This is a genomic window from Streptomyces liliiviolaceus (genome assembly GCF_018070025.1).
Lineage (GTDB): Bacteria > Actinomycetota > Actinomycetes > Streptomycetales > Streptomycetaceae > Streptomyces > Streptomyces liliiviolaceus.
This window is the reverse complement of sequence record NZ_JAGPYQ010000002.1, coordinates 766,876-790,399: the sequence shown is the minus strand read 5'-3', so window position 1 is coordinate 790,399 and position 23,524 is coordinate 766,876. Positions and strand designations below refer to the sequence as shown.

The 23,524-nt window shown below is 71.3% G+C and carries 27 protein-coding genes; 16 read left to right on the top strand and 11 right to left on the bottom strand.

The window, feature by feature from the left end:
- Positions 1 to 74: 74 nt before the first annotated feature.
- From fabG to J8N05_RS38830, 5 genes are all read left to right on the top strand, one after another.
- Positions 75 to 836: a 3-oxoacyl-ACP reductase FabG gene (gene fabG / locus J8N05_RS38850; protein ID WP_107018672.1), complete on the top strand. Its 762-nt coding sequence runs from the start codon at positions 75 to 77 to the stop codon at positions 834 to 836.
- 16 nt (positions 837 to 852) lie between these two features.
- Complete coding sequence (locus J8N05_RS38845) at positions 853 to 1,611, top strand: SDR family oxidoreductase (RefSeq protein WP_210891585.1); 759 nt, start codon at positions 853 to 855, stop codon at positions 1,609 to 1,611.
- A 242-nt stretch (positions 1,612 to 1,853) separates the two neighbouring features.
- Entirely contained in the window at positions 1,854 to 3,443 is a 1,590-nt protein-coding gene (locus J8N05_RS38840; protein WP_210891583.1) for an ABC transporter substrate-binding protein, read from the top strand.
- A gap of 90 nt (positions 3,444 to 3,533) precedes the next feature.
- A complete protein-coding gene (gene ung, locus J8N05_RS38835) occupies positions 3,534 to 4,217 on the top strand; it encodes a uracil-DNA glycosylase (RefSeq protein ID WP_210891581.1) in 684 nt (227 codons plus the stop codon).
- Positions 4,218 to 4,487: 270 nt separating this feature from the next.
- On the top strand, positions 4,488 to 5,084 hold the full coding sequence (locus tag J8N05_RS38830) for a hypothetical protein (protein WP_210894130.1): 597 nt from the start codon (positions 4,488 to 4,490) through the stop codon (positions 5,082 to 5,084).
- A 38-nt stretch (positions 5,085 to 5,122) separates the two neighbouring features.
- On the opposite strand, the gene J8N05_RS38825 is transcribed toward J8N05_RS38830, so the two are convergent.
- The 3 genes from J8N05_RS38825 to J8N05_RS38815 form a co-directional block, all read right to left on the bottom strand.
- Positions 5,123 to 5,596: a hypothetical protein gene (locus J8N05_RS38825; protein WP_210891579.1), complete on the bottom strand. Its 474-nt coding sequence runs from the start codon at positions 5,594 to 5,596 to the stop codon at positions 5,123 to 5,125.
- Between the two features lie 101 nt (positions 5,597 to 5,697).
- Positions 5,698 to 6,210: a DinB family protein gene (locus J8N05_RS38820; protein WP_210891577.1), complete on the bottom strand. Its 513-nt coding sequence runs from the start codon at positions 6,208 to 6,210 to the stop codon at positions 5,698 to 5,700.
- A 92-nt stretch (positions 6,211 to 6,302) separates the two neighbouring features.
- A complete protein-coding gene (locus J8N05_RS38815) occupies positions 6,303 to 6,731 on the bottom strand; it encodes an ATP-binding protein (RefSeq protein ID WP_210891575.1) in 429 nt (142 codons plus the stop codon).
- Between the two features lie 177 nt (positions 6,732 to 6,908).
- Here J8N05_RS38815 and J8N05_RS38810 point away from each other — a divergent pair, with 177 nt between their 5' ends.
- From J8N05_RS38810 to J8N05_RS38800, 3 genes are all read left to right on the top strand, one after another.
- Positions 6,909 to 8,147 (top strand): XRE family transcriptional regulator, encoded by a 1,239-nt coding sequence (locus J8N05_RS38810; protein WP_210894129.1) that lies wholly within the window; start codon positions 6,909 to 6,911, stop codon positions 8,145 to 8,147.
- Positions 8,132 to 8,671 (top strand): GNAT family N-acetyltransferase, encoded by a 540-nt coding sequence (locus J8N05_RS38805; protein WP_210891573.1) that lies wholly within the window; start codon positions 8,132 to 8,134, stop codon positions 8,669 to 8,671. Before J8N05_RS38810 ends, J8N05_RS38805 begins: the two co-directional genes overlap by 16 nt.
- Positions 8,672 to 8,767: 96 nt before the next feature.
- Positions 8,768 to 9,691: a Gfo/Idh/MocA family protein gene (locus tag J8N05_RS38800; protein ID WP_210891570.1), complete on the top strand. Its 924-nt coding sequence runs from the start codon at positions 8,768 to 8,770 to the stop codon at positions 9,689 to 9,691.
- Here the strand turns inward: J8N05_RS38800 and lnt are convergent.
- The 3 genes from lnt to J8N05_RS38785 form a co-directional block, all read right to left on the bottom strand.
- Positions 9,597 to 11,228 (bottom strand): apolipoprotein N-acyltransferase, encoded by a 1,632-nt coding sequence (lnt, locus tag J8N05_RS38795; protein ID WP_210891568.1) that lies wholly within the window; start codon positions 11,226 to 11,228, stop codon positions 9,597 to 9,599. The two genes, J8N05_RS38800 and lnt, sit on opposite strands and share 95 nt — an antisense overlap.
- 133 nt (positions 11,229 to 11,361) lie before the next feature.
- Entirely contained in the window at positions 11,362 to 11,847 is a 486-nt protein-coding gene (locus J8N05_RS38790) for a nuclear transport factor 2 family protein (RefSeq protein WP_210891567.1), read from the bottom strand.
- A 52-nt stretch (positions 11,848 to 11,899) separates the two neighbouring features.
- Positions 11,900 to 12,511, bottom strand: a complete 612-nt coding sequence (locus J8N05_RS38785; RefSeq protein ID WP_210891565.1) for a TetR/AcrR family transcriptional regulator — start codon at positions 12,509 to 12,511, stop codon at positions 11,900 to 11,902.
- Between the two features lie 222 nt (positions 12,512 to 12,733).
- Between J8N05_RS38785 and J8N05_RS38780 the strand changes: the two genes are divergently transcribed.
- Positions 12,734 to 13,114: a nuclear transport factor 2 family protein gene (locus J8N05_RS38780; protein WP_247707000.1), complete on the top strand. Its 381-nt coding sequence runs from the start codon at positions 12,734 to 12,736 to the stop codon at positions 13,112 to 13,114.
- Positions 13,111 to 13,992 (top strand): NmrA family NAD(P)-binding protein, encoded by an 882-nt coding sequence (locus tag J8N05_RS38775; protein WP_210891561.1) that lies wholly within the window; start codon positions 13,111 to 13,113, stop codon positions 13,990 to 13,992. Before J8N05_RS38780 ends, J8N05_RS38775 begins: the two co-directional genes overlap by 4 nt.
- 70 nt (positions 13,993 to 14,062) lie before the next feature.
- Here J8N05_RS38775 and J8N05_RS38770 read toward each other — a convergent pair whose 3' ends face one another.
- Positions 14,063 to 14,242, bottom strand: coding sequence for a hypothetical protein (locus J8N05_RS38770; protein WP_210891559.1), 180 nt, complete (start codon positions 14,240 to 14,242; stop codon positions 14,063 to 14,065).
- Between the two features lie 124 nt (positions 14,243 to 14,366).
- On the bottom strand, positions 14,367 to 14,642 hold the full coding sequence (locus J8N05_RS38765) for a winged helix-turn-helix transcriptional regulator (protein WP_210894127.1): 276 nt from the start codon (positions 14,640 to 14,642) through the stop codon (positions 14,367 to 14,369).
- A 205-nt stretch (positions 14,643 to 14,847) separates the two neighbouring features.
- Here J8N05_RS38765 and J8N05_RS38760 point away from each other — a divergent pair, with 205 nt between their 5' ends.
- A complete protein-coding gene (locus J8N05_RS38760) occupies positions 14,848 to 15,408 on the top strand; it encodes a carboxymuconolactone decarboxylase family protein (RefSeq protein ID WP_210891557.1) in 561 nt (186 codons plus the stop codon).
- 327 nt (positions 15,409 to 15,735) lie between these two features.
- Here the strand turns inward: J8N05_RS38760 and J8N05_RS38755 are convergent, their stop codons facing one another.
- Positions 15,736 to 16,611, bottom strand: a complete 876-nt coding sequence (locus tag J8N05_RS38755) for an undecaprenyl-diphosphate phosphatase (protein WP_210891555.1) — start codon at positions 16,609 to 16,611, stop codon at positions 15,736 to 15,738.
- Positions 16,612 to 16,919: 308 nt separating this feature from the next.
- Between J8N05_RS38755 and J8N05_RS38750 the strand changes: the two genes are divergently transcribed.
- Genes J8N05_RS38750 through J8N05_RS38740 form a run of 3 tightly spaced genes read left to right on the top strand, consistent with a single transcriptional unit; the run spans position 16,920 to position 19,902 of the window.
- Positions 16,920 to 18,224 (top strand): Gfo/Idh/MocA family protein, encoded by a 1,305-nt coding sequence (locus tag J8N05_RS38750; protein WP_210891554.1) that lies wholly within the window; start codon positions 16,920 to 16,922, stop codon positions 18,222 to 18,224.
- Complete coding sequence (locus J8N05_RS38745) at positions 18,221 to 19,165, top strand: DUF6807 domain-containing protein (protein ID WP_210891553.1); 945 nt, start codon at positions 18,221 to 18,223, stop codon at positions 19,163 to 19,165. Before J8N05_RS38750 ends, J8N05_RS38745 begins: the two co-directional genes overlap by 4 nt.
- Positions 19,159 to 19,902 (top strand): cupin domain-containing protein, encoded by a 744-nt coding sequence (locus J8N05_RS38740; protein WP_407700000.1) that lies wholly within the window; start codon positions 19,159 to 19,161, stop codon positions 19,900 to 19,902. The genes J8N05_RS38745 and J8N05_RS38740 overlap by 7 nt, the downstream gene beginning before the upstream one ends.
- 21 nt (positions 19,903 to 19,923) lie before the next feature.
- Here J8N05_RS38740 and J8N05_RS38735 read toward each other — a convergent pair whose 3' ends face one another.
- Positions 19,924 to 20,412 carry a winged helix-turn-helix transcriptional regulator gene (locus J8N05_RS38735; RefSeq protein WP_383938357.1) on the bottom strand — a complete coding sequence of 163 codons (489 nt, stop codon included), beginning with the start codon at positions 20,410 to 20,412 and terminating at the stop codon, positions 19,924 to 19,926.
- A 121-nt stretch (positions 20,413 to 20,533) separates the two neighbouring features.
- Between J8N05_RS38735 and J8N05_RS38730 the strand changes: the two genes are divergently transcribed.
- Entirely contained in the window at positions 20,534 to 21,706 is a 1,173-nt protein-coding gene (locus J8N05_RS38730; protein ID WP_210891551.1) for a thiolase family protein, read from the top strand.
- Positions 21,707 to 21,862: 156 nt separating this feature from the next.
- On the opposite strand, the gene J8N05_RS38725 is transcribed toward J8N05_RS38730, so the two are convergent.
- Positions 21,863 to 22,636: a TVP38/TMEM64 family protein gene (locus tag J8N05_RS38725; protein WP_210891550.1), complete on the bottom strand. Its 774-nt coding sequence runs from the start codon at positions 22,634 to 22,636 to the stop codon at positions 21,863 to 21,865.
- 49 nt (positions 22,637 to 22,685) lie between these two features.
- On the opposite strand from J8N05_RS38725, the gene J8N05_RS38720 reads away from it, so the two are divergent.
- Complete coding sequence (locus tag J8N05_RS38720; RefSeq protein ID WP_210891549.1) at positions 22,686 to 23,420, top strand: DNA alkylation repair protein; 735 nt, start codon at positions 22,686 to 22,688, stop codon at positions 23,418 to 23,420.
- Positions 23,421 to 23,524 lie beyond the last annotated feature (104 nt).

Genomic DNA, 23,524 nt, shown 5'->3' with positions numbered 1-23,524 from the left:
TGAAGGTACTAAGCGGTCGCTCACCAGTGGGGTGTACCGTTCAAGGGCTTCCCCAAGGGCGAGGAGAACCAGCAATGTCCACCACTGAGCAGCGCGTCGCCGTAGTCACCGGTGCCGCGCGCGGCATCGGCGCCGCGACCGCCGTACGACTGGCCGCCGAGGGCCGTGCCGTCGCGGTGATCGACCTCGACGAGGCCGCGTGCAAGGACACCGTCGAGAAGATCACCGCCGCCGGCGGCAGGGCGATCGCGGTGGGCGCCGACGTCTCCGACGAGGCGCAGGTCGAGGCCGCCGTGGCGCGGGTCGCCCAGGAGCTCGGGGCGCCGACGATCCTGGTGAACAACGCGGGCGTGCTCCGCGACAACCTGCTGTTCAAGATGAGCGTGTCCGACTGGGACACGGTCCTGAACGTGCACCTGCGCGGCTCCTTCCTGATGACGCGGGCCGTCCAGAAGTACATGGTGGAGGCCAAGTTCGGCCGGGTCGTCAACCTCTCCTCGTCCTCGGCGCTCGGCAACCGCGGCCAGGTCAACTACTCCGCCGCCAAGGCCGGTCTGCAGGGCTTCACCAAGACCCTCGCCTTCGAGCTCGGCAAGTTCGGCGTCACCGCGAACGCCGTGGCGCCCGGCTTCATCGTGACGGACATGACCGCCGCGACCGCCGAGCGCGTCGGCATGGGCTTCGAGGAGTTCCAGGCCGCGGCCGCCACCCAGATCCCGGTCCAGCGCGTGGGCAACCCGGACGACATCGCCAACGCGATCGCCTTCTTCACGGGCGACGCCGCCGGATTCGTCTCCGGCCAGGTGCTGTACGTCGCCGGCGGACCGCTCAACTAGGACTGGGGACAGGGACATGACCACTGTGGAACTCTCGGGCAAGGTCGCCCTCGTCACCGGCGCCAGCCGCGGCATCGGCTACGGCGTCGCGCAGGCGCTGCTCGCCCGTGGCGACCGGGTGTGCATCACCGGCCGCAACGAGGACGCCCTCAAGGAGGCCGTCGAGCAGCTCGGCGCCGACCGTGTCATCGGCGTCGCGGGCAAGGCCCACGACGAGGCCCACCAGGCCGTCGCCGTCGAGCGCACCATGGAGGCGTTCGGCCGCGTCGACTTCCTGGTCAACAACGCCGGTACGAACCCGGTGTTCGGGCCGATCGCCGACCTCGACCTCAATGTGGCGCGGAAGGTGTTCGAGACCAACGTCGTCTCCGCGCTCGGCTTCGCCCAGCAGACGTGGAAGGCGTGGCAGAGCGCGAACGGCGGCGCGATCGTCAACATCGCCTCGCTCGCGGGCGTCTCGGCCTCGCCGTTCATCGGCGCGTACGGCATGAGCAAGGCCGCGATGATCAACCTGTCCCTGCAGCTGGCGCACGAGTTCGCGCCGCTGGTGCGCGTCAACTCGATCGCGCCCGCCGTGGTCAAGACCAAGTTCGCGCAGGCCCTGTACGAGGGCCGCGAGGAGGAGGTCGCCTCGGCGTACCCGCTCGGCCGGCTGGGGGTCCCCTCCGACATCGGGGGCGCCGCGGCGTTCCTCACCTCGGAGCAGTCGGACTGGATCACCGGGCAGACGCTCGTGGTCGACGGCGGGATCTTCCTCAACGCGGGAGTGTCCTGACCGGTGACGACAATAAATTCGGCGTTTTAAACCCTGCGTCGTACACGGGTTTTCCACACGGAAAATTCATGCGGAAAGCGGATATGTTCCGCACAGATTCCAAACAAGAGTCGCAGAGCCGAAAAAAATCGAACAAATGATGTTCGTGCACGTCAAGTGCCCCGCCGTCAGAGCCGTTTGACGGGCGGGGCACTGCGATATGGTCCTGCCCACTTTGGCGGGGCTCATCGAGGAGCGTGCGCGTGTTGAAGCGGAACCGGTCTCTGCGGCACTTGTCGGTGATCGCGTCCATCACCTCCATATCCCTGGTCACGGGGTGCGGAGTGTTCTCCTCGGACTCGGCCGAGGGCGAGGGTCCGATCATCGTGGGCACGACCAGCGCACCCAGCACCCTCGACCCCGCCGCGTCCTGGGACGGGTCGTGGGAGCTGTTCCGCAACATCTACCAGACCCTCCTCAGCTACCCGGCCGGCGCGTCCGCGCCCGAGCCGGACGCCGCCGAGAGCTGCCGCTTCACCGACAACTCGAACCGCACGTACAGCTGCAAGCTGCGGGAGGGGCTGTCCTTCTCCGACGGGCACGCGCTCGACGCCGAGGCCGTGAAGCACTCCATCGACCGCATCCGCAAGATCGCCGTGGACGGCGGCCCCGCGGGCCTGCTCGGCAGCCTGGCACGGGTCGAGACGAAGGGGACGGACGAGGTCGTCTTCCGCCTCAACAAGCCGGACGCCACCTTCCCGTTCGTGCTCGCCACACCCGCCATGTCGATCGTCGACCCCGAGGAGTACCCGGCCGACGCCCTGCGCGAGGACAGCGAGGTCACGGGGTCGGGACCGTACAGCCTGGAGTCGTACGAGGAGGGGCAGGAGGCCCGGCTCGTCCGCAACGGCAACTACAAGGGCTCCGCCGACCGCCAGAACAGCGCCGTCACCATCCGGTACTTCCAGGACTCGGACGAGATGGTGGGCGCCCTGAAGGACCGGAAGATCGACGTCACCCTCCGCGGACTCGCCGCCAAGGACGTCGTCGCCCTGGAGGACCGGCGCGGCAAGGACGACATCCAGCTGGTGGAGGGCGCGGGCACCGAGATCCGCTACCTGGTGTTCAACCCCAAGGACCCGTGGGCCAGGAAGGCGGCGGTCCGCAAGGCCGTCGCACAGGTCGTCGACCGGCCGGCCATCGCCCACAGCATCTACAAGGACACCGTCGAGCCGCTGTACTCCATGGTCCCGAGCGGACTGGCCGGCCACACCACCGGATTCTTCGACGACTACGGCAGCCCCAGTACCTCCAAGGCCCGGCAGATCCTCCTGGAGGCGGGCATCTCCGAGCGCGTACCGCTCACCCTCTGGTACACGACGGACCGGTACGGCTCCATGACCAAGCCCGAGTTCGAGGAGCTGAGGCGGCAGCTCAACGAGACCGGCCTGTTCAGCGTCACCGTCAAGGGCCGCCCCTGGAAGACGTACGAGGCCGGTTACCGCAAGGGCGAGTACCCCGTGTTCGGCCGTGGCTGGTTCCCCGACTTCCCCGACGCCGAGAACTTCATCGCCCCGTTCGTCGGCGAGCAGAACGCGCTCGGTACGCCCTACAAGTCGCCCGAGATCACCGACGTCCTGCTGCCGGAGTCGCGCCGGCGGACCGACCGCGGGGACGTCGTCGAGCAGTTCGAGAAGGCGCAGAACATCCTCGTGGACGACGCGCGGCTGCTCCCTCTCTGGCAGGGCAAGCAGTACATCGCCGCCAGTGAGGAGATCTCCGGCGTCGAGCGGTCCATCGACCCGTCGACGATCATGATGGTGTGGGAGCTGTCCCGCAAGCCCAGCTGGTAGCGGGGGAGCCGGCCGGGAGCCCGGCCGATTGTCAGTGGGCGGCGGTAGGTTCTGAGGACCGGAAACAACCGCACCCGTAAGGAAGTTCACGTGACCGACACCGCCATGCTGCCCGAGTCCTGGCGCGGCGTCCTGGGCGAAGAGCTGCAGAAGCCCTACTTCAAGGAGCTGACCGAGTTCGTCGAGGAGGAGCGCGAGAAGGGGCCCGTCTATCCGCCGCGCGACGAGGTCTTCGCCGCGCTCGACGCGACTCCGTACGAGCGCGTGAAGGTGCTCGTCCTCGGCCAGGACCCGTACCACGGCGAGGGTCAGGGCCACGGCCTGTGCTTCTCGGTCCGGCCCGGTGTGAAGACGCCGCCCTCCTTGCGCAACATCTACAAGGAGATGAAGGAGGAGCTGGGCCACCCGGTGCCGGACAACGGCTATCTGATGCCGTGGGCCGAGCAGGGCGTCCTGCTGCTCAACGCGGTGCTGACGGTCCGCTCCGGAGAGGCGAACTCGCACAAGGGCAAGGGCTGGGAGAAGTTCACGGACGCGGTGATCCGGGCCGTGGCCGAGCGGCCCGACCCGGCGGTGTTCGTCCTGTGGGGCAACTACGCGCAGAAGAAGCTGCCGCTCATCGACGAGGAGCGGCACATCGTCGTCAAGGGCGCGCATCCCTCGCCGCTGTCCGCGAAGAAGTTCTTCGGCTCGCGCCCCTTCACCCAGATCGACGAGGCGATCGCGAAGCAGGGCCACGAGCCGATCGACTGGCGCATCCCGAACCTCGGCTGACGCCCCGCCCGGTCTGCCCGGTCCGCTTCGACCTGGGCCGGGCGGGTCGGGGCGGCCCAGGGTCAGGACTGCCTCCACGGGGGTGGGGCAGTCCTGACCGGGCGGGCCGGCCCGTGGGGGCGGGCCCGGCTGGAGCGCCTCGCGTCCGGTTCGGTGCAGGCGTCACCACGTCGGCCCAGCCGCGTACGGGGCCGCCTCAGCTCGATCGTCGGCTCCTGCCGTTAGCGTCGGGGAGAGGTGGCGACGGACGAGCGGGCGGAGGGCGACACGGTGGCGGAGCAGCAGGAACAGGCGGCGGCGGACGCGATGACGACCAGGATCGGACAGGCCGTCATGCTTCTGCACGGCGGCGACCGTGAGGAGGCCCGGAGCCGCTTCCTGGACCTGTGGGCGGAGATCGGCGAGGACGGCGACGCGCTCCACCGCTGCACACTCGCGCACTTTATGGCCGACACACAGGACGATCCCTCGGACGAACTCGCCTGGGACCTACGAGCCTTGTCGGCGGCGGACGAGCTCGCGCACGACCGCGTCGCGGAGCACCCGGAGCATCACCAATCCCTCGCGGTACGCGCCTTCTACCCGTCCCTGCATCTGAACCTCGCCGCCGACTATGTGAAGCTCGGCCGCTCCGAGGCGGCCCGGGGCCATCTGGGAGCCGCGCGGGCGGGCATCAGCGTCCTTGGCGACGACGCCTACGGAGACGGCGTCCGGGCCGGCATCGGCCGCCTGGAGTCGAGGCTGGACCGCGAGGGCCCGGACGGCGCACCCGAACCCACGCCGAGACGGCCGGGGCAGGGGAGAGGCCCGGGAGGGACGGGAGGGCCCGGAGGCGAGACGCTGGGACCACCGCGTCGGGAGCCCTAGGACGCCTCCGGACACCCCTCCAGGCATCGGCCGAGACGTCAACGGCCGTACATGTCCTGGCAGATGGCCGCCTGTGGGCTGTCCGCCCGCCAGCCGCCGTACGTCCGGCCCAGCGCGCACACGTCCGTGCCCGTCGACGGCACGGACGCGGGCAGTCGCGGCACGGCCCGGTGTTCGGGCCGCCGTGGCTCCGGGTGCCGCGGCGGTTCGGCGGGGGCGTGCCGAGGGCGGTCCGCCGGGGCGGCGGGACCCGCGGGAGGCGTACGGGCCGGTGCGGACGCGGGCGCCGAAGGGCGGCGGGACGGGCCGATGAGTTCCAGGGCCTCGCGGGCCGGGGCCTGGACGACCCGTTGCTCGGCCCTGCCGTCCGGGCGCGGCTCCGACACCGGGACCGGGACGGACGGCCGGGTGGGCGAGGGCGTTCGCTGGACGGTCACACAGCCCGAGACGGCTGAGACCGCCGAGACGGCCACGGTGACCAGAAGCGTTGCGGTGGTCGCGGTTCGATGCACCCGCGCAACTCTGCTGGTTCCGCCGCGCATTGGGGAGCTGACAAGCGGAGTGTGCCCCGCACGGGTGAAAGCCCGGCGGCCGATGCCGCCGCGGTGGCTGCTCAGTCGCCGGTCGCCCCGTCGACGCGCTCGCGGATCAGATCGGCGTGGCCGTTGTGGCGCGCGTACTCCTCGATCATGTGCGTGTAGATCCACCGCAGGTTGAAGGGCTTGTCGGTGAACCTGCTCCGGCCCTCGGACAGGTCGTCCAGGCCGAGGGGTGCCGCGTTGCGGCGGGCGATCGCGATCTCGCCCTGCCAGGTGGCGTACGCCTCCTTCCAGGTGTCCGCCTCGGTGAGGTGGAACTCGCCGTCCCGGTCCTCGTCGCTGTAGTAGAGCGGCCCGGGGTCGTCGCCCACGAGGACCTTGCGGAACCAGCTGCGCTCCACGTCCGCCATGTGCCGGACGAGACCGAGCAGGGACAGCTCGGAGGGCGGCACCGCGGCCGTCCTGAGCTGGGAGTCGTCCAGACCCTCGCACTTCCAGGCCAGGGTCTGGCGGTGGTAGTCCAGCCAGCCCTCCAGCATGGCTCGCTCACCGGCGTCCGTCGCGGGTCCCCTGCGTTCCATCGTCATGACCGCATCATCGCCGACGACCGCCTCCCCGGCCCACCCGATTTCCCGCCCGCGCCCAGCGCCCCGCACCCCGTGCTGCCCCGCCCCGGTCCTCAGCCGCCGGCCGCCGCTTCACCGCTCAGCTCGGCCCAGACGGTCTTGCCCCAGCGGTGGGGTTCGGTGCCCCACCGGTCGGAGAGGGCGTCGACCAGGACGAGGCCGCGGCCCCGGAGCCGCTCCGCGTCGCGGTCGGTCCCCGTCCTCGGGAGGTCGCGGGAGCGGTCGACGACCGCGAGGAGGACGCGGTCGTCGGCGGGGCGCGTGACGACGACCCGGATCACGGAGCAGCACGCGTGGTCGACGGCGTTGGAGACCAGCTCGGTGATGACGCACAGGGCGTCCTCGATCAGCCCGTCCTGCTGCCAGGCCGCGAGGGCCGTACGCACCAGGCTGCGCGCCGCACCCGCGCTCTCCGGTACGCGTTCGAGCGTCTGCGAGTATCCGGGATGCCCGGTGGGACGTGGTGTTGCCGTCACAGTCATCAGGACCTCGGGGTGCGGGTGCGATGGGCCTTGAACGAGTCAACGGCCTCAGGAGGCGGGGAGGCAGGAAAAATCCCCCGGCCATGGATTCGCCTCAACCGGATATTTCTCCGCGATCTGCACTCATGGCCAGGAATCACTGCCTACCGTGCCTATGTGGACGGCAACGAGCGCTTCATGAGCGCGATGAGCGCGCGGTGCATGACCCAGGCCGAACTGGTCGACGCGGTCAACGCCCGTCTGGCCCGCGCCGGACAGGAGGGAACGGTCAGCGACCGGACCGTCCGCTACTGGCGGACCGGAAGAACGAGATGGCCGCACCCCCGTCAACGAGCCGCGCTGGAGGCAGTATTCGGATGTACGGCCGAGGAACTGGGCTTCAGTCCTCCGGCCCGCAACCGTCCCGCCACCGAACCGGAGGCCCCTGTGGACCGCAGGAACTTCCTCACCGCCACCACCGGAACAGCCGCCGTCGTCACGCCGTTCGTCGGTGCGCCGCCCCAGGTGGGCACCTCCGACGTCATCCGGCTGCGCTCCGGCCTGGACACCCTGATGGGGCTCGACCGAAGCAGAGGCGGCCACGACGGCCTGGAGCGCGCCGCGTTGGCCGGCGCCGCCGAGGCACTGGAGAAACAGCGGCTCGGGGCCACCCAGCGCATCCGCCGCAGACTCTTCTCCGTGGCCGCCGACTACACCGCCACGGCCGCCTGGAGCGCGATCGACGCCCGGCGGATGGACCGCGCCTCCCAACTCCTCGGCCGCGCGCTCTACTTGGCGGGAATGGCCAAGGACCCCGTGGCGGAGATGCGGGTCTGGAACGCGTACGCGATCCTCGCGCACCACCGGGACGAGTACGCCGAGGCCGTCGACGCCGGTTACGCCGCCCAGGGAACGGCCGTCGCCAGACGGCTGCCCCTCTACAGCTCCCTGGCCCATGCCAGGACGGCCATCGGCCATGCGAACCTCGGTGACCGACAGGCCGCCCTGCGCTCGCTGGGGCACGCCCGTGACGCTCTCGGCAAGGCGCGGCCGGACGAGCCCCGGCCGTCGTGGATCGCCTTCTACGGCCCCGCCGAACTGCTCGCCATGACCGCCATCGTGCAGGACCGGAACGGGCGCTTCGCCGAGTCCGAGGCAGCCTCCCACCAGGCCCTGCGGACGATCCCGGCGGAGTTCCGCAGGAACAGGGCCCTGGCCACCGGGCGGCTCGCGCTGGCCCAGCTCCACCAGCGCGACGTGGAGCAGGCGTGCGCGACGGCCGCCTCGGTCTTCCCCCTGATGTCGGGCCATCCGATCCCGGGCAGGATGCGCTCCCTGCTCGGCGACTACTACCGGGACCTGATCACTCTTGCGCCGGACGCCGGGATCGCCCGAGAGTGGGGAGACCGCTACCGATCCGAATGGAGCCGACTGTGAGCGCCGATGGCCTGGACATCCGCCGCTTCGGGCACGACGACCTGCCGCGGATCCGGCAGACGATCATCGACCTGCACGCCGCGGCGGCGGGCCCCGACCGGGACGACGACTTCAAGAAGAAGTTCCCCTGGTTCGTGGACCACTGGGGCGGCAACCCGGCGTTCGCCTGCGTCATCGCGTACGAGGGGGACGAGGCCATGGGCTTCGCGTACGGCGCCCCGGCGGTCGAGGGCCGGGAGTGGTGGCGCGAGCATCTCGACGAGGCCCCCAAGAAGGCGGTGACCTTCTCCTACTCCGAGTTGGCCGTTCATCCGAAATGGCGGAAGCAGGGGGTGGCGGACAAATTGTCCCGCGCCCTCCTGGAGGAGCGGCCCGAGGACCTCGCCGTCCTCCTGGTGGACGTCGAGCACCCCCGCGTACAGGCCCTGTACGAGGACTGGGGCTTCCGGAAGGTGGGGGAGCGCCGGCCCTTCGCGGACTCCCCGCTGTACGCGGTGATGCTCGCCGAGCTGCCCCTCGTGTGAACGTCCCGGCCATGGGGCCGCCGCAGCCGCCGTATGCTTCCGACGACCTGGGCGTGAGCGCGCCCCGGACCCGTGTTTTCCCCGGAGGAGATCCCCGTGAAGGTCGGTTGCATCGGACTCGGCGACATCGCGCTGAAGGCGTATCTGCCGGTGCTCGCCACCCGCCCGGGACTCGAACTGCATCTGCACACGCGGACGCCCGCGACCCTCACCAGGGTCGCCGACAGCCTGCACGTGCCGGCCGGGCGGCGCCACACGGACCTCGCCGGACTGCTCGCGCAGGACCTCGACGCGGCGTTCGTGCACGCGCCCACGCACGCCCACCCCGAGATCGTGGGCGCGCTGCTCGAAGCGGGCGTCCCCACGTACGTCGACAAGCCGATCGCGTACGAACTCGCCGACTCCGAGCGCCTGGTGCGGCTCGCCGAGGAGCGGAACACCGGCCTGGCCGTCGGTTTCAACCGGCGGTACGCACCCGGGTACGCGCAGTGCGTCGAGCACCCGCGTGAGCTGATCGTGATGCAGAAGAACCGCGTCGGCCTGCCGGAACAGCCCCGCACGATGATCCTCGACGACTTCATCCACGTCGTGGACACCCTGCGGTTCCTGGTACCGGGGCCGGTCGACGACGTGACCGTGCGGGCCCGTGTCGAGGACGGGCTGCTGCACCACGTCGTCCTGCAACTGGCCGGGGACGGGTTCACGGCACTCGGCGTGATGAACCGGCTGAGCGGTTCCGCCGAGGAGATCCTGGAGGTGTCCGGGCAGGACACCAAGCGTCAGGTGGTCAACCTCTCCGAGATCGTCGACCACAAGGGGCAGCCGACGGTCCGGCGGCGCGGCGACTGGGTCCCGGTGGCCCGCCAGCGCGGCATCGAGCAGGCCGTGCTCGCCTTCCTCGACGCCGTGCGCGCGGGCAAGGTCCTCAGCGCCCGGGACGCGCTGGAGACTCACGAACTGTGCGAGCGTGTGGTGCGTGCGGTGACGGAGCGCCCGCCCCGGGACGCCCCGACCGCCTGACCCGCAGCGCCCGTACGCCCTCGGTGGCGCCCAGCGACGCCAGGATCAGCAGGGCCAGATACACCGGCCACTCGCCGAAGCGCGCGTACGGGGTGACGCCGTGCGCCAGCGGTACCTCGTACACCGCGGACGAGCTCGCGTCGGTGCCGAGCCAGGAGCCGACGCGCCCACCGTCCGGACCATAGACCGCCGAGACGCCGGTGAGCGTCGCGTGGACCATCGGCCGGCCCGTCTCGGCGGCCCGCAGCGCCGCGAGCGAGGCGTGCTGCTCGGGGGCCCAGCTGCTCTGGAACGACGAGGTCGACGACTGGGCGAGCAGCACGTCGGCGCCGTCACGCGCGAGATGCCGGCTGATGTCGGGGAACGCCGACTCGAAGCAGACCATCGGGCCCACCTTCAGTCCGTCGCCGACGGTCATCACGACCTGCCCGGTGCCGCGCATCCGGTCCTCGCCCGCCGCCTTGCCCACGGAGGTCGCCCAGCCGAGGAGCGAGCGCGCCGGGACGTACTCGCCGAAGGGCACGAGCCGCATCTTGTCGTAGCGGTCACCGGTCGGGCCCTGCGGACCCACGAGCACGGAACTCTTGTAGATGCCCGGCCGGTCCGAGCGGCGCGCGTCGACGTTGACCATGATGTCGGCGTCGACCTCGCGGGAGAGCGCGGCGAGCCGGTCCGCCAGGTCGGGACGGTCGGCGAGGTCGAAACCGACACTGCTCTCGCCCCACACGACCAGGTCGACGTCCTGCCCGGCCAGCTTGCGGGTGAGCGCCTCCTCGCGCGCGAACCGCTTCTCCGGGCCCCCGATGCCGTCGATCACGCCGGGCTGCACGACGGCGATCCGGGCCCGTTCGCCGTCCTCCTCGGGCCGGGGCGACCAGACCCAGACCGCCGACGTGGCCGCGGCCGTCGCGACGAGCCCGGCGACCGCCGGGACACGGGAGGACCGCACGGCGACGAGAACGGCGACCGCCACGTTCACGGCGACGAGCAGGAAGCTCAGCAGCCACACCCCGCCGACCGAGGCGAGCCGCAGCGCGGGCGCCACGTCCCACTGGCTCGACCCGAGCAGCCCCCAGGGACCGCCCAACCCCTCCCAGGAGCGGACGAGTTCGACCATCAGCCAGCCGGAGGGCAGCACGAACAGGGCGGCCAGCACGCGGCCCGGCGAGGGCGCACCGGCCAGGAACCGGCGCACCAGCCAGCCCCACGGGGCCCACAGCGCGCCCAGCAGTGCCGCTATCACGACGGTGAAGACATGCAGGCTCGGCAGCAGCCAGTGGTGCACGGCCAGCATGAAGCCGAGCCCGCCGAGCCAGCCGTCGTACGCCGCGCGCCGCCCCGTCGGAGCCGAGCGCACCAGCAGGATCCACGGCACCAGCGCCACGTACGCGAACCACCACAGGGACGGCGCGGGGAAGCTCAGCATCGGCAGCGCGCCGGCGAGCGCGGCCGTCGCGCCGCGCCACCACGGGGAGTCGAGGCGCGGGCCGGTCCGCGAGCCGAGACCTCGGCGCCAGTCAGTGGCGGACAGGTTCATCCAGCGCCTCCCGCGGCCCCTCGACGTACGGTGCCCGACTCGGTGAGCCGACGGCTTCAGTGACTCCAGTGTGTCCAGTGTGCGGGCACCGAAACGATCAACACACCGGTCACGCCCGGACGGCCGTCCCGTATCAGGGAACGGCCGGTTCCTGACGGCGCTGCGGGACCCGGCGCCACTTCTCGTGCACGACCACCTCACGCACCCGCCAGCCCTCGGCCGTCCGCAGCAGCCCGAAGTCGTACCGGCCGCCGCACACGAAGTCGGGCTCGGTGGATCCGCCGTCCTGCCCCGCGAAGCGCATCGGGTTGACGTAGTCGGCCTGGACGCGGGCGGTGTCACCGCTGTCCTGCTCCAGCAGGCCGAAGCGCACCCGCCGGTTGACGATCAGATGCTGTCGCATCGGGAACAGTTCCATGGTCCGCGAGAGCCAGGCGGCGATCTCCCCGGCGTCCCCCTCGACACCACCGGCCGACCGGTAGTCCGCCCGCCCGTCCGGTGTGAACAGCCGCCGGTACGCCTCCCAGTCCCCGTCGTCGACCACCACCGCGTACTCGGTGACCACCTCGTCGACCGCGAGCCGGTCCATCACCGTCGCCAGTTCCACGCGCTGCGTCATCGGCTCAGTGTTGGCCACGGGGAGGAGCGCGCCAAGGGGCGTGCAGGGATATTCACCCGGCGTGCGCGGCACGGACGTCCTGGTACGGGCCGTTCAGGACCTTCGCGGTGAAGGCGGCCAGCTCCGCCCGGAGCCGTTCACGGGAGGCGTCGTGACGGTCCACCAGATGGTCGACGAGGTCGGCGCGGACCGCGGCGAGCAGGGCGTGGGCGGCGAAGTTCCCGTCGCCGAACCCGGGAAGGTCCTCCAGGACGCCCCGCAGGGTGCCGTGCCACCAGTCGTAGTGCCCGGCGCCGTACGGGCTGCCGCTGCCCGCCTCCTCCAGGGCCAGGGAGAGGTGGCGGTGGTCGAGCTTGAAGCACAGGAGGGCGTCCAGCAGCGCGGGCGCGCGCTCGGCCGGCGGGGTGCCGGGCCCGAGGGGGCGCGGGCCGTCCGTGACGGCCCGGCGGATCGGTTCCAGCCGGGTCTCGTGGAGCGCCCGGATCAGACCGGTGCGGTCGCCGAAGCCGCGGAAGAGCGTGCCTTTGCCGACGCCCGCCTCGGCCGCGATGTCGGCCATGGACACGTGCTCGGGGCTGTCGCTGCGGGCGAAGAGCCGGTCGGCCGCGGCGAGTACGGATTCCCTGTTGCGTACGGCGTCCGCACGGGGCTTGCGTTCGGGCACGGGTTCCTCCGGGGGCCGTGGGGCGCGTGGGAGCCACGGACGGGTTGCTTAAGCGGACCGCGGGTCCGTATAGTCGAATTCAAGCGGACCGCTGGTCCGCATCGTATCGGAGGAAACCCCATGACCACGAGCACGAGCACGAGCACCGGCACGAGCACGAGCACGAGCACGGGCGCGGCTGCGGTCGCGCGACCGTCGGACCTGTTCCGCCGGGGCCTGCGGATGCTGATCGACAAGGACATCGCGGCCTGGGTCGGTCTCTGGGACGACCGGGGTGTCCTTGAGTTCCCCTTCGCGCCCGACGGGTGGCCGGAGCGGCTGGAGGGCAAGGCCGCCGTCGCCGACTACATGCGTCACTATCCCGACCACATCGACCTGCACGACTTCCCCGACGTGAAGATCCACGAGACCGGCGACTCCGGGACGATCGTGGTGGAGATGCGCGGGGTCGGGCGGGTGGTGGAGACCGGGAAGCCGTTCGACATGACCTACATCGCCGTGGTGACGGTCGCCGACGGACTCATCACGCACTACCGCGACTACTGGAACCCCCTGGCCGTCTCCCCGGGTGGCGCGACCGACTTCACGCGGGGCGACCGATGAGCGCGGCCACCCCACCCGGAAGCGTCCTCGTCCTCGGGGCCACCGGCACGACCGGCGGCCGCGTGGTCTCCCGCCTCGCGGGGGAGGGTCGCCGGGTCAAGGCGGCCGGGCGCCGGGCCACTCCGGTCGACGGCGCCGAGGCCGTGCGCTTCGACTGGTACGACCCGGCGACGTACGCAGGGGCGCTGGACGGCGCGGACCGTGTGTACCTGGTCGCGCCCCTGGACTCCGCCACCCCTGCCGACGTCATGCTGCCCTTCCTGCGGCAGGCGCGCGCGTCCGGAGTGCGCCGGGCGGTGCTCCTCGGCTCCTCCGCGATTCCCGAGGGCGGCCCGGCCGTCGGGCAGGTGCACCAGGCTCTGCCCGGTCTGTTCGACGAGTGGGCGGTGCTGCGGCCTTCCTGGTTCATGCAGAACTTCACGGGCGATCACATGCATGCGCGGAGCGTCCGCGAAGAGGGGGTCATCGTGACCGCGGCGGGCGAGGGGCGGGTGGCCTTCGTCGACGCCGACGACATCGCGGCCGTCGCCGTGCACGCGCTGACCGATGTGCGGGCCCCCGGCACCGATCTGGTCATCACCGGTCCGCAGGCGCTGAGTCACACCGAGGTCGCGACCGTCCTCACCGAGGTGACCGGGCGAACGGTCGCTCACCGACCGCTGACGTACGAGGGGATGAGGGACCGTCTGGCCGCCTCGATGCCGCTGGAGTACGCCGCGATGCTCGCCGGCATGGACCGGGCGAACGCGGAGGGTGCCGAGGACCGCACCACGGACACGGTCCGCCGCCTCACCGGCCGCGAACCACGCACCTTCCGCGCCCACGCACTCGCCGCGATCGGCGGTACGGGGGTGGCGCCACCGGCGCCTGTGGCGTGACGCCCGGGCGTCAGCGTCATGTCCGGGCGTCACGCGGGAGCGGCTCAACGGGCGCCGCGCGCCCCGGAGTTCACGCCGCTTCGACTATTTCTTCCTGTACCGCAGCGGCCCACTGCACGACCAGCAGCTCGTACTCGATGCGCTCCTGGGCCGAGAGATAACCGCCCGAGCGTATCCATAACGCTCGGATCTGCTCATTCAGTGCGGCCGCTGACCGCACGGAACCAGGGGTCGGAGAATTGGTGGACATGCGCATCAGCGTAAGGCCAAGGACTGACGGACCGCTACCAGATGACTACCCATGACGTATGTGGTTGGTCACGCCATAAACGTTTAAGCGTCACCGAGTTGGGAAACGGGAGGTCGGACGCCTCTCACCGTCGCTCCGCCCACGTGCGGGACCAGTTGAGCAGAGGGCCCATAGCCGTCACCAGGTCGTCGCCCAGCGGGGTGAGGCGCCAGGACGCCCCGTCCGTGGGGGTGGCGATCCCCGCCTCGCGGAGTTCGGCGAGCCGGGCCGACAGCACGCTGGAGGACATCGCGTCGCAGCGCCGCTGCAGATCGCGGAAACCGACCGGCGCACCGCCCCGGTGGAGCTCCCAGACCACCCGGAGCGTCCAGCGCCGGCCGAGCAGGTCCAGCGCGGCCATCACGGGACGACCGGTCTCCGAACCGCGCACCGGCCGCCCGGGACGGGGTGTCGTGCCCAAACCCTCTCCTCCCCGAGCCGGTCGACCCACCGGACCGACAAGTCGACTCATCGAACCGACAACTCACCGAACCAACAACTCGCCGTGCCGTCCTGTGCGTTCCGACTCTTGCGCTTCTAAAACAGAAGCGCAAGAGTCGGCAGGCATGAAGCAACGCATCGACGGCATCACGCCGCCCTACGATCCCGAGTCCGAACGCGCCTTACGCCGCTGGATGCCACCGGGCGTCACCCAGGAACCCCTGATGCTCTTCAAGGTCCTGGAACGCCACCCCGACCTCGCCTCCCGCATGCGGGAACTCGGCGCGAGCCTGCTCGTCCACGGCCTGCTCCCCGACGCCGACCGCGAACTGGTCATCTTCCGGGTGGCGGCACGCTGCGACTGCGCCTACGAGTGGGGCGCCCACGTGGTGGCGTACGCCGAGGCCGCGGACCTGACTCCGGAGCAGATCCCCCTGACGGTGACCGGCGCCCCGGACGATCCGGTCTGGACGCCCCGTCAGAGCGCGCTCCTGGCGGCCGTCGACCAGCTCCACGACACGGCCCGCCTCACCGACGAGGCCTGGACCGCGCTCCGCGACCACCTCGGGGAACAGGAAGCCCTGGAGTTCCTCGTCCTGGCGGGCTGGTACCGCACCATCGCGTACGTGCTCAACGGGCTGCGGATCGAACGCGAACCCTGGGCCGAGGCCTTCCCGACCGAGTGACCGGGGAGTGCCGGCCGCCCGGAATTTATTCGGGTGCCCGCCAGAGCCGTACCCGCTACCGTCGTACACGTCCGGGTGCGAAGGCAGCGGCTACTTCTCCTCTCAAGAGAGAAACGCGGGTTCGAATCCCGTCACCGGCTCGCGCCGGTGTCGTCCAGCGGCCCAGGACACTTACGTCGCCGCCGCCGAGTCCGATCTCCGGACACCGAGCACGAAGCCGCCCGCCACGGGGGAACCATGCGGGCGGCTTCGTTCTGTGCGAAACCTGCGAATCGATACCTCTGTACGTCTGTACCTCTGTCGTGCCTCTGCGCGCGGCCGTGGGCGTCAGCCCGACGACTCCGCCGCGTGCGGGCTCAGTGCGCCGGTGGCGACCAGCACGATGATCACGATGCCGAGCAGGACGCGGTAGTAGACGAACGGCATGAAGCTCTTCGTCGTGATGAACTTCATGAACCACGCGATGACCGCGTAACCCACCACGAAGGCGATGACCGTCGCGAAGATCGTGGGGCCCCACGAGACATGGCCGCCCTCGCTGGCGTCCTTCAGCTCGAACGCGCCGGACGCGAGCACCGCCGGGACGGCCAGCAGGAACGAGTAACGGGCCGCGGCCTCACGGGTGTAGCCCATGAGGAGGCCGCCGCTGATGGTGGCGCCGGAGCGGGACACGCCCGGGACGAGGGCCATCGCCTGGCAGAAGCCGTAGATCAGGCCGTCCTTCACGCTCAGGTCCTTGAGCGACTTGCGCTCGACCGCGGCCCGGTGCTTCCCGCCGGTCTCGTCGCGTGCCGCGAGCCGGTCGGCGACGCCCAGGATGACGCCCATCACGATCAGCATGGTCGCGGTGACGCGCAGATCGCGGAACGGCCCCTCGATCTGGTCCTTGAGGGTGAGGCCCAGCACGCCGATCGGGATCGAGCCGACGATCACCAGCCAGCCCATCTGGGCGTCGTGGTCGCTGCGCATCGACTTGTTCACGAGCGAGCGGGACCAGGCCGAGATGATCCGCGCGATGTCCTTGCGGAAGTAGATCAGCACCGCGATCTCCGTGCCGATCTGCGTGATCGCCGTGAAGGCCGCTCCCGGGTCCTCCCAGCCGGCGAACGCCGCGGTGAGCCGCAGGTGCGCGCTGGAGGAGATGGGCAGGAACTCGGTCAGCCCCTGGACGAGCCCGAGGATGAGGGATTCAAACCAAGACATGAAGTTACGTGATCCAAGTGCTGATGGCGGGAGCGCAGCGAATGGGCGGACGGACGTGCCCTGTTGTGGTCTGCGGTGATCAGGCGCGTCTTCGGGGCAGCGTAGCGCCCCCAAGTGACAGCGTGACGACAGGGCCTCCCCGGAGACGGTCGTACGAGGTGGCGGGGGTGTTGACCCGCGACGATGAGCCGCTTACGTTTCCGCGAGGAGTGAAAGCGCTTGCTGTCGCGGGGCCGCCCCATGGCCGCCGTGACGGGCAGGCGTCCGCCAGATCCGCTGTCACGTCCGATGGAGTGCTGATCCCGTCCATGCGTACTGCCCGCGACGCCACCACCAGCAAGACGACCGAGCACACCGAGCACGAGCACACCGAGCACGAGAGCATCGAGCACGAGGACATCGCACACGAGAGCACGGAGCACCGCGGCGCCCCGCACGAGCGGCGGTCCGCGGTCCCGCTCGACGGCCGCCGCATCAGGGCCGCCGTCATCGGCACCGGGGCCATCGCCTCCGGCAGCCATCTGCCCGCGCTCGCCGCCCTCGCCGCCGAGGGCGAGGTGGAGATCGTCGCCGCGGTCGACATCGACGCCGCCGCGGTCAAGCGCTTCTGCGCCGACGGCGGTGTCCCGCACGGCTACACCGATCTCGACCGGATGCTGGCGGAACAGCGCCCGGACCTCGTCTCCATCTGCACCCCGCCGACCCTGCACCGCGAGCAGACCGTCGCCGCGCTGCGCGCCGGTGCCTGGGTGTGGTGCGAGAAACCGCCGGTGCCGACCCTCGCCGACTTCGACGCCGTGGAGGCCCAGGAGGGCACCGACGGCGGCCCCTACGCCTCCATCGTCTTCCAGCACCGCTTCGGCTCCGGCGCGCGGCACGTACGCCGTCTGATCGCCGACCGGGCCATGGGACGGCCTCTCGTGGCCCACTGCCAGACCACCTGGTACCGCGACGCCGCCTACTACGCCGTGCCCTGGCGCGGAAAGTGGGAGACCGAGGGCGGCGGCCCCGCCATGGGCCACGGCATCCACCAGATGGACCTCCTGCTGGACCTGCTCGGACCGTGGAGCGAGGTGCGGGCCATGGCCGGACGCCTGGTGCACGACGTGCAGACGGAGGACGTCTCCACCGCCCTCGTGCGCTTCGAGAGCGGTGCGCTCGCAACCGTGGTGAACAGCGTCCTCAGCCCGGACGAAGTCAGCCGCATCCGGATCGACTGCGAGCGCGCGACGGTCGAGCTGACCCACCTCTACGGGCACAGCAACGACAACTGGCGGATCACCCCGGCGCCGGACGCGCCCGCCGAGGACGTGGCGGCCTGGCAGGACTTTGGCGCGGACGTGCCCAGTTCGCACCTGGCCCAGCTGTGCGACCTCGTCGCGAGCATGCGCGCGGGGGAGCGTCCGCGCAGCAGCGGCGCCGACGGGCGGACCAGCCTCGAACTGATCACCGCGCTCTACAAGTCGGCGTTCACGGACGCGACCGTCCGCGCCGGCGAGATCGGCCCCGGCGACCCCTACTACACGGCCCTGCACGGGGGCGCGCCCGGCTGGGATCCCGCGACACCCGCGACACCTGCCGCGCACGCCACGCACGAGGAGGCATCGGCATGACCGCACGAGGCGGCCTGCGCGTCGTCCACGCCCACGGCGACCGCATCACGGTCACCGAACCCACCTCCGGCGTGGACCTGTTCAGCTATGTGTACGGTCCGGAGGCGCCCTGGGAGGCCCCGAAGCCGTATCTGCATCCGCTCAGGACACTCGCGGGCAACGTTGTCACGGACTACCGGCCCAACGACCACCGCTGGCACAAGGGCCTGCAGATGACCGCCTCGCATCTGTCGGGGGCGAACCTGTGGGGCGGCAACACATACGTTCACGGGGAGGGGTATCTCGAACTCCCCGAGCGCGTCGGGTCGATGGCGCACGTCACCTTCGACCGGGTCGAGGCGGACAGCACCGGTTCCGGCGGCGCCGTCATCGCCGAGCGGCTCACCTGGCATCCGTACGACGGCTCGCTCTGGGCGGAGGAGGAGCGCCGCATCGAGGTGCACGACGTGGACCCGGCGTCCGGCTCGTGGGCGCTGACCTGGACGACCTCCGTCACCAACCGCCGGGACGAACCCCTGCGGTTCGGCAGTCCCACGACGGCCGGGCGGGAGATGGCCGGCTACACCGGTCTGTTCTGGCGCGGTCCCCGCGGCTTCCGGGACGGGCGGATCATCGGCCCCGACGCGGAGGGCCCCGGCCTGATGGGGCAGCAGGCACCGTGGCTCGCGTACTCCGCCGAGCACGACGGCGCCGACGGGCACGCCACCCTCGTCTTCGCGCACGCCCCGGAGAACGACCACACGGGCGAGGGCGGTGCCCATCCCGCCCACTGGTTCGTCCGCAACGAACCCTTCGCCGCCGTCGCGCCCTCCTTCGCCTTCTTCGACGAACTGGAACTCGCGCCGGGCGACACGCTCACCCGCCGCTACCGGGTCGTCGTCGCCGACGGCGTCCGGGAGCGCGAGGAGATCGCCAAGTACCTGGCGGAGCACCCGTGGTGAGCGCGGCCGAGGGCTCCGAGAGGCCGTCGGGAGGCTTCGGGGGGCTGCCCGGCGGGGTCGCCGTCTCGCATCTGTCGGTCTACGACTGGCCCGCCGACGACGGGGTGTGCGGCGGAACTCCCCACCTTCATCTGACCTGTTCGGAGGCGTACGTCGTCACCGGCGGGCGGGGCGCGGTGCAGACCCTGACGACCTCCGGGTACGAGGTGACGCCGCTCGCGCCGGGCACGGTGGCCTGGTTCACGCCCGGCACGATCCACCGGCTCGTCAACGAGGACGACCTGCGCATCACCGTCCTCATGCAGAACAGCGGGCTCCCGGAGGCGGGCGACGCGGTGCTCACGCTGCCGCCGGAGTACCTGACCGACCCGAAGACGTACGCCGCCGCGACCGTGATCCCGGCGGACGCGCCCGAGGCGGAGAAGGAGCGGATCGCCCGGGCCCGGCGCGACCTGGCCCTCAAGGGCTACCGCGCGCTGCGCGAGGCGGACGGGCCCGAGCCCCTCGCCGCGTTCCACCGGGCCGCCGCTGCCCTCGTACGGCCCCGGCTCGCCGAGTGGCGCGAGCGGTGGCGGCGCGGTGCCGAGGCGGCCGCCGCGGCGACGGGCGACCAGCTCGAACGGCTGGAGCGCGGGGACGTGTCCCACCTGGCCGACGCGGCGGTGAGGGCCGAGCAGCCGTCGGCGTACGGGAAGTTCGGGATGTGCGGGCGGCTGGACGTGTACCCGGGGGAGTAGGCGCCCCGGTCCACCGCGCGCTCAGACCGCCGCGGGCCCCGTGACCGTCCAGCCCGGGGCCTGCGGGTGGGCCGTCAGGTCGTCGTGGCGGACCTCCTCGCCGCACTCCGCGCAGGTGACGACCGGCACCAGCTCGTGGCCGGTGACCTGTCCGCCGGTGTGTTCCCGGCCGCCGAAGTGTTCCAGCACCATGGGGCGATCGCCGTCGTTGAGATGGCGGTCGCCCCACGCCATGAGCGTGAGCAGCACCGGCTCCAGCTCCAGACCGGCCCGGGTGGGCCGGTACTCGAAGCGCGGCGGCTTCTCGCTGTAGGCGACCTTCTCCAGCAGCCCCGCGTCGACGAGCCGCTTCAGCCGGGTCGTCAGCACATCGCGCGGAGCGCCGATGTTGCGGACCAGCTGGTCGAACCGGGTGGCGCCCAGCGAGACCTCGCGCAGCACGAGCAGGGAGTACTTCTCGCCGACGAGGGCGAGCGTGCCGGCGATCGAACAGGGGCGGGCGTCCTTCATGCGGTCCAGTCTACGGGGTGGGTTGGTTCTTCCAACTTACTCGGTTACTGTGGAGTCACTTAGTGGGTTGGGAATCCAAACCCACCTTCTTCGGAGTCGTCTTCTCCCAGGGGGCCAGACCATGCGTGACGCAGTCGTCGTCGAAGCCGTACGCACCCCGATCGGCAAGGGCAGGCCGAACGGTTCGCTCGCCCACGTCCATCCCGTCGAACTCCTCGCCCACACCCTCCGTACGCTCGTCGAACGGTCCGGTGTCGACCCCGCCCTCATCGACGACGTGATCGGCGGAACCGTCGACCAGGTCGGTGAGCAGGCCATGAACACCACCCGGTACGCCGCCCTGTCCGCAGGCTTCCCCGAGTCGGTGCCCGCCACGACCGTGGACCGCCAGTGCGGCTCCTCCCAGCAGGCCGTGCACTTCGCGGCTCAGGGCGTCATCTCCGGGGCGTACGACCTCGTCGTGGCCTGCGGGGTGGAGTCGATGAGCCGGGTGTCGATGTGGTCGAACGTGCCGGAGGGCAAGGACCCCTTCGGCCCCGGGGTCGCCGCGCGGTATCCCGAGGGCCTCGTCCCGCAGGGCATCAGCGCCGAGCTGATCGCGGCCAAGTGGTCGCTCTCCCGCGAGCAGATGGACGCCTTCGCGGTGGAGTCGCACCGCAGGGCCGCGGCGGCGTGGGAGGGCGGGCTGTTCGACGCCGAGGTCGCGCCCCTGGACGGGGTGACGCGCGACGAGTGCGTACGGCCCGGCAGCTCGGTGGAGGTGCTCGCCGGGCTCAAGCCGGCCTACTACGACCCGGCCTTCGGGGAGCGGTTCCCGCAGATCGACTGGAACGTCACCGCGGGCAACGCCAGCCCGGTCAACGACGGGGCCTCGGCGGTGCTCATCACGTCCAGCGAGACCGCGGCCCGCCTCGGCCTCCGGCCGCTGGCCAGGCTGCACAGCTTCGCGGTCACGGGGTCCGATCCGCTGCTGATGCTCACGGGGGTGGTGCCCGCCACCGAGAAGGTGCTGCGCAAGGCCTCACTGGCCCTGGACGACATCGACCTCTTCGAGGTCAACGAGGCCTTCTCCAGTGTCGTCCTCGCCTGGCGGCAGGAGACGGGGGCCGACCTCTCCAAGGTCAACGTCCATGGCGGGGCGATCGCGATCGGACATCCGCTCGGGGCGAGCGGGACGCGGTTGACGACCACGCTCGTGCATGCGATGCGGGAGCGGGGGGCTCGGTTCGCGCTCCAGACCATGTGCGAGGCGGGTGGCCTCGCCAACGCGATGGTGTTGGAGGGGTTGGGGTGACACGTCGGGTGCGGGCCGGTGGGGGCTTGTCGCGCAGTTCCCCGCGCCCCTGAAAAACGGGGCTGCGCCCCTGCTTTTCATCTTTTGGGGGCGCGGGGAACTGCGCGGCCAGCCACAGACAACCCGCACCCGACGACGTCGCCCGGGCCCCCCGATTCAGCGCGCCCGCAAATGATGCCGCTTGCGCCAGGCCACAATCGCTCCCGCCAGTGCCGGCAGCGCGATGAAGGCCATCGCGATCAGGAACGCGGGGGACGTCGGCGCGGAGGCACGCGCCCCCGCGACCGCGTACGCCGCGGTGTTGGGGATCGAGCCCAGGCCCGTCGCGAGGAGGAAGGGGAACCAGCCCATCCGGGACACGGACGCGCAGTAGTTCGCGGCCCAGAACGGCACCCCGGGGAACAGTCGCGCGGCCATCATCGAGCGGAACCCGTGCCGGCTGAGCTGCCCGTCCGCGGCCTTCAGCCAGCGACCGCGCAGCAGGGGCCGCAGCGCGTCCTGCCCGAGCATCCGGCCGAGTCCGAAGGCTATCCCGGCCCCCAGGACCGTACCGGCGAGCGCGGCCCCGAGCCCCAGCTGGGAGCCGAAGAGGGCACCCGCTCCGAGGTTGAGGATCGGCCTGGGCACGAACGCCACCGTGCACAGCCCGTACGCGACCGCGAAGACCAGGGCCGCGGCGGCGCCGGTCAGCTGGGGCGGCCAGCCGTCGGCGAGGAGTCTCTGTGGCTCGAACAGCAGCACCGTCCCGGCGGCCGACAGCAGCAGCGCGACCAGCAGGGAGAGGCGGGCCCACGGCGAGAACAGGGCTCTCGTGACGCGGGCGGCCAGGCCTGTCGGCGCGGCGGTGAACTCGACGGGGACGAGTTCCGTTGCGGGGAGCGGGGGACTGACCGTGGCGGTGCCCCCAGAGCGGGTGGTGGCATCGAGCATCCGGTGACACTAACCGACCCATGTGTGTGTTCGCCGTATGGTTCGTCTCATGGGCGTCACAGCTTCCGGAACGTCGGATGGCCGTTCGGGGCCGCCGCACAGCGTCCTCGCGGACACCTTGCTGGCGCGGCTGACCGTCTCCTACCCCGCCGCGGCCGATCCGGAACGGGCCGTCACGGCGGGCGCGTACATGAAGGACATCGCCCCTTTCCTCGGTCTGACCACGCCTGATCGCCGCGCGCTCTCCCGCACGGTGCTGCGGGGAACTCCCGTGCCGGACGAGGCCGACTGCACGGCGGTGGCGTTGCGCTGCTGGCGGCTGCCGGAGCGCGAGTACCAGTACTTCGCCGTCGACTACCTGCGCCGGCATGTGAGGCGTCTCTCGTCCGGATTCCTGCCCGTGGCCCGTCATCTCGTCTCCACGGTCCCTTGGTGGGACACCGTCGACCTGCTCGCCGCCCATGTGGTCGGCGGTCTCGTCGCGGCCGACCCGAAGCTGCGGGCGGACATGGACGAGTGGATCGGGGACGACGACCTGTGGGTCGCCCGTACCGCTCTCCTCCACCAGCTCCGGTACAAGGAGTCCACGGACGCGGAACGCCTCTTCTCCTACTGCGTCCGCCGTTCCGGGCATCCCGACTTCTTCATCCGCAAGGCGATCGGCTGGAGTCTGCGCGAGTACGCCAAGACGGATCCGGACGCCGTACGGGACTTCGTCGCCCGTGAGCGGGACCGGCTCTCGCCGCTGTCCGTGCGCGAGGCGCTGAAGAACATCGGCGCCTGACCGGACGGCGGGCATCGGACGACGGGCATCGGACGGCGGGCCGGAGGGCACGATCGAGGGCACGGAAAACCATTCGACGCGGCCCGCCCCGTCGGCGATGATCG